Here is a 5,144-nt window from a genome sequence, read left to right on the forward strand (position 1 = left end):
CGAATAGTCTGTTCAAGTGTTTCCAGTACTTCAGGCTTCGCCCCTTGTGTTAACGCAATTCGGGCACTGGCGGTATCAAGAAGGCTGATCGCTTTGTCGGGTAGCTGGCGGCTTGGAAGGTAACGAATCGATAAGTTAACGGCGGCTTCGATTGCCGATTCTGCGATAAATGCGCCGTGGTGAGCTTGCAGTGAAGCCGCTACGCCGCGAAGCATCTGCATTGCATCTTCTGCGTTGGGTTCTTCAATGGTCACGACTTGGAATCGACGTGTTAGTGCTGGGTCTTTTTCAAAGTACTTCTTGTATTCGGCCCAAGTTGTCGCGGCAATGGTTTTGAATTCACCACGAGCTAGTGCTGGTTTAAGAAGGTTCGCTGCATCGTTTTGTCCTGCTGCGCCACCGGCACCAATAAGCGTGTGTGCTTCATCAATGAATACAATGATAGGCACTTCAGAGCTTTTTACTTCGTTGATGACATCTTTTAGACGGTTCTCAAACTCACCCTTAACGCTTGCTCCCGCTTGAAGTAACCCAAGGTCAAGTGAGTGGATTTGTACCCCTTGCAATGCACTTGGTACTTCATCTGCCGCGATTCTTAAAGCTAGACCTTCGACGACCGCTGTCTTACCTACGCCGGGTTCACCGACCATAATCGGGTTGTTCTGACGCTTACGACATAAGATATCAATCGCTTTTCTTACTTCAGCATTACGGCCTGAAATAGGGTCGATGTTTCCGTCGAGTGCTTGTTGCGTCAGGTTAACTGTGTATTTGCTTAATGCATCGTTACCCGATGGAGTGGTATCAACAGAGCCGCTAGCTGAAGGGGAGGCTGTGTTGCGTGCAATCGGAGTTTTCTTGATCAAGCCTTGCAGAGATTCAAGCGACACGCTGCTTAGTGTTTCGAGTTGTAGGGTACTTACCCCTAAAACATTTTGCTGCATGAGTGCTTGGATTAGATGCAAGCTGACGATCTCTCCGTGACCGTAGTTAACCGATGCAATCATCCAAGCATCTTTGATTAACTCTGTGAGACCATGACTCAATGTAGGCTGACCTTCATTCCCTTTCGCCAACATGGAAACCTTCTTCGTCAGTTCATTAACCAAGGCGTCTAACGAAAGCTTTTGCGATTCACACAGAGCCATCAGCTTGGGATCTTTTTGCGAAATAAGCTGAAGAATCCAATGTTCAGTCTCTATCGCGCCAACACCTTGATTCATTGCCGCACCCGCAGACGCTTCCAGCGCTTGCTTGAGTTCGGGAGAAAGTTTTCCTACTAAGTTAGTGAGAGTTACTTGTGTCATAGTCAATTCCTTGTATCTCTATAATCTATACATTCCGTATTACGAACTACAAAAGCAAAATCTTTACGGTTTCATTGGGGTTACGTTCAGGCGCGAGGTAGTCAATCTCACCCAAACGAGCAGCCATCGAAACCTTGCTTGATAAGCGGGGTCTGGTTAAATATGAACGCTTAACGTTTAGGTAAATGGCAACGGGCGTGCTGTCTTTTAAGTAATGCTGCGTCAAAGACAATACGGCTTTAGCAAATTGGTCATCTTGCTGGATCTCGAGAAACTCAGTGCGGTTTTTCGGGGTCACAAAAATATTTAGATTATTGAAGTGAGCGAGACAGGTTCTCCCGACTAAAAAGCCTTGGCCTAAGCGACTATTAAAATCACGATCTGTACCAATCCGAGTGAGCGAGTCTGCTGGCAATAAACGTCTTTCAAACGTTTTGCACTCCACATCAATAGAATAGGGAAAATAGTCATTCAGGATCTTCTTCAACGTAGTCAAACTGCGGCTTTGCTGGCTCAAAAGAAGCGAGTATTGCAGGTACTCTTTGTGCTCTTTCCCAAGCGCTGCAAAGTGGTTTAACAAGGCTGTCTTTTTTGGATTTTGCTCACTTTCTACTAATAACCAACGTCGAGCATTGGTTCGATAGGTAATCTCATAGTGTCGCTGGTTGAACACATCCAAAAAGTCCTGCAATGAATGATCTTCATTGTGTATCGCTGCTAATAACTCTTCGTAAATATAATTTGGTATGACACCTTTGACGCCTGAAAGCGCTTGTTTCGCCAATCTGAGCTTTGCCTTATTCCCTTTTAATGAGAAGTACTGAATCTCTTGGGGATTACCAGTTGGCATTGCTTCAGACTTTAATTGAATCTGAAACGGTGTGGTGCTTTGCGCTTGTAATTGTTCTAATAGCCTCATTGCCTGAGTGAAGTCATACTTTTCAGGTTGGTTAGTAAGATCTTGAACGAAAGGCTTCATCGCGCCTCCTTATGACAAGCATTTTGGCGATGTCCAGTTTGGACACTAGCGGACGTTTGCACTGTTACAAACACAATTGGCTACCATGGATTTTAGGGTACTTTTTGACGATACCATCTCGGCCATAAATGCGGATCTTGAGTTGAATGTATCGGTCAAAACTACAAAATTGTTGGAAGAAACGGTTTAGTACATCAGCAAATGCCAAGTAGGGACCTGTTGCATCCAAAGTTAATTCAATCTCGGTACCGGGTGAGAAGACGTTTTTACCCAGCACACGAATCGCAGAAACTTGCGAATTAAACGAAATTGAGTGAATCATCTGAATTTCAGCACTTGATACTTGCTCTCGGCTGCATAAGCTCAGCATGTGTTTAAGGTCAGCTACAGGGTTGCATGACTGCACTAAAGACGAAAAATTGGTGTTCAATAAGCTGATAAATTCCCAGTGAACATTCTGATCAACTTCCTTAGTGATTGGTGCTGAAGGCGGATAAATAGGTGAAAAGTCACCTGGTAAATCAATGCTCTCTAGGCATTCTAAAGTGCCACTCACACCGCAGGCTTGCTTACCATTTGTACACAGTAAGCGCGTACCAAGTAGCTTGCTGAATTCAGCCGTTGGCGTATCTGAAAGTGATATCGCAATGCTCATTTCACCAAAGTGATTGTGTTTACTTTGCCAATAATCGTATCGCTGATTATGAGCATATTTCTCTTTAAACAGAGGAACTAACGGGATTTCTCCATTAGGTGTAATTTCGTAAACATCTTGAATCTCTATGATTTCGATATTGTTGTCGCTATGAGCATCGGCATTGACGGGAACTGAAAGAGTTCGATGGTCGTAAGAAATAGGCTCACCGGTTTGCTCAAACAGATTAACCGCAGGCATAACATTTAGCTTGATAACATCTTTATTGAACAAGCGGATGAATTCAGACGGCAGTGAAGACATGAACAAGTTGATCACGATTTCCGATTCATCAAACTGGCTCGCGTATTGTGCGAAGTTCTTGAGCCTAAAGAACTGACGCTTCTCTTTGAAAAAGAAGAATTCGTTGATCAGTTGGTAGCCAGTGAACTGATTGCCGTGCTCGGGCAGAAACTTAAATTCTAGGTCGCTAATTCGGTTCTTTAGCTGGTGGCTATCAAGGGTGACGTGTTGAGCACATTCACTATCAGAGATTGAAATCGACAAGGTGTTGTTGAGTAGCAATTCAACGAGAGAGTCTGCGTTGTTCTCAAAGCCTTTGACGAAGAAGTCTAGGTCATTGAGTTCCAAGTGACTGAAGTGAGTTTCTGGATCACCAGTGCTGAGTGATATTTGGACAACAGCGTTACTTTGACTGGCTGTTTTGGGCCTGTTGAAACTAAATGGGGCGCTTAAAGCTTTAATGTTACTTAGGCTAAACGGCGAGATTTTCAATTCACCAACGGTCCTGAATAGGCACTCGTTTTTGGTGTTGGTGCTCGAAAACAGTGAACCTTTTGGCAAAGTACTGGATTCAATGGGACCATCTTCGGCTAGCAGCTCAAGGTACGCAACGCTCGGTACGGTTTGAATGTACGAAGGGTACAAAACACCCAGAATCCCTTCGATGACTTCTGGTAACTGCTCCGAGAGTTTCTTTTCGACTTTTGCATTCAAAAGGGCAACACCGTCAAGTAGACGAGCCATGCTTGGGTCTTCGATTTTACCCTGATGAATATTGAGCTTTTCAGCGTGTGTAGGATACTCCTGACCAAACTGTCCCAATGAACGGCGAACAAACGCCAGCTCTTGCTCAAAGTACCGCATAATAGGTTCAGTCATAGTTATCTTCTTCCAGAGAGGTCGTTAAGTCGCTTAATGCGATTTTTGAATCAAAGATAAGGTCTTGTTCGCCATGGCTGGTTTTTACTTTGGCGATGATGTTGAACGACAATGAGTTATCGCCTTCTTTTCGCTCGCCAAGCTCGACAGAAATGTTGTGTAAGCGTGGCTCAAAGCTTTTAATCCAATTTTCGATTCTTAGCGTGAGTTGTGTTTTTTCTAGTGTTGCACTGAGTAACTGAATATCTTCGATACCAAACTTCAAATTTGAACGGTTTACTTCAACTAACCTGTTGTCAATGTCAGTTAGCGAGGCTTCCGCCTCTAACAGCTTGGTTAGATGGAATTTGATGTCCTCTATCTCAGCATCTTGGTATGGCTTAGAATCGCTAACAAAGGTGGTCCAGAAGCTCATTACGCCACCTCATTTAGGTCGGTAGTTAACACCACTTCACCACTGAAATAGTCAAACTGGTATTGAGGCACAATGCGCAAAGTACAAGCGAAGCTGCCAGATTGAGAGCTCGACTCTGTGACACTCACTTTGGCAAAGCTTAACGGGTATTTCGACAGAGTTTCTTCGTTGGCAAACGACACGTTGCTTGAGAATTTTTCTATCCAGTGTGTTAAGAACAGTTCACACTCTGTCGCGTTATTGAAGCTGCCGATCATTTCTCTTACTTGAACTTTTAAGTAATGCGCGATTCGGCAGGACATCAGTGTAGTTTGAATCTGAGTAAGAACTTTGTCGTTGTCACTTTGCCCACATTGCCAAATTGAATTGTTGCCATTGAAGTAGAACTTGTCAGTTAATGGGCTTTTAGCGAGTGGAATGAAGCCACTTTGCGCATAGAAGTTAGATAACTGTCCAAACAAACTAATGTCGGTGACTGGCTTTTGTAGGTAACTATCAAAATAGTGGTTCGTAGGCAGATTGATAACCGCGCCTTGAAGCTTATCGTTCCAGCGAGATTTTAAAAAACCGAACCAATTCACGCGGTGGAACTCTCGCATAACAGTGGTAGCGAGCACCATGTTGGCT

The 5,144-nt window shown here is 44.1% G+C and carries 5 protein-coding genes; all 5 read right to left on the reverse strand.

Features of this window, described 5'->3' with window-relative positions:
* Positions 1 to 1,307: AAA family ATPase (locus BCT81_RS28610; RefSeq protein ID WP_133152770.1), on the reverse strand; the 1,307-nt coding region annotated here is incomplete at its 3' end.
* Between the two features lie 46 nt (positions 1,308 to 1,353).
* Positions 1,354 to 2,286, reverse strand: coding sequence for a type VI secretion system baseplate subunit TssG (locus BCT81_RS28615; protein WP_102426627.1), 933 nt, complete (start codon positions 2,284 to 2,286; stop codon positions 1,354 to 1,356).
* A 64-nt stretch (positions 2,287 to 2,350) separates the two neighbouring features.
* Positions 2,351 to 4,102 carry a type VI secretion system baseplate subunit TssF gene (gene tssF, locus BCT81_RS28620; RefSeq protein WP_102426628.1) on the reverse strand — a complete coding sequence of 584 codons (1,752 nt, stop codon included), beginning with the start codon at positions 4,100 to 4,102 and terminating at the stop codon, positions 2,351 to 2,353.
* A complete protein-coding gene (gene tssE / locus BCT81_RS28625; RefSeq protein WP_086713375.1) occupies positions 4,095 to 4,517 on the reverse strand; it encodes a type VI secretion system baseplate subunit TssE in 423 nt (140 codons plus the stop codon). The genes tssF and tssE overlap by 8 nt, the downstream gene beginning before the upstream one ends.
* Positions 4,517 to 5,144: type VI secretion system contractile sheath large subunit (locus BCT81_RS28630; protein WP_198596987.1), on the reverse strand; the 628-nt coding region annotated here is incomplete at its 5' end. The genes tssE and BCT81_RS28630, both read right to left, overlap by 1 nt.

The sequence above is a fragment of the Vibrio sp. 10N.261.52.A1 genome (genome assembly GCF_002876325.1).
Classification (GTDB): Bacteria; Pseudomonadota; Gammaproteobacteria; order Enterobacterales; family Vibrionaceae; genus Vibrio; species Vibrio chagasii.

Bases quoted from the DNA above. Each gene is read 5' to 3' on its own strand.
- BCT81_RS28615 (WP_102426627.1), bottom strand. From the start codon at position 2,286: ATGAAGCCTTTCGTTCAAGATCTTACTAACCAACCTGAAAAGTATGAC.
- tssE (WP_086713375.1), bottom strand. From the start codon at position 4,517: ATGAGCTTCTGGACCACCTTTGTTAGCGATTCTAAGCCATACCAAGAT.
- tssF (WP_102426628.1), bottom strand. From the start codon at position 4,102: ATGACTGAACCTATTATGCGGTACTTTGAGCAAGAGCTGGCGTTTGTT.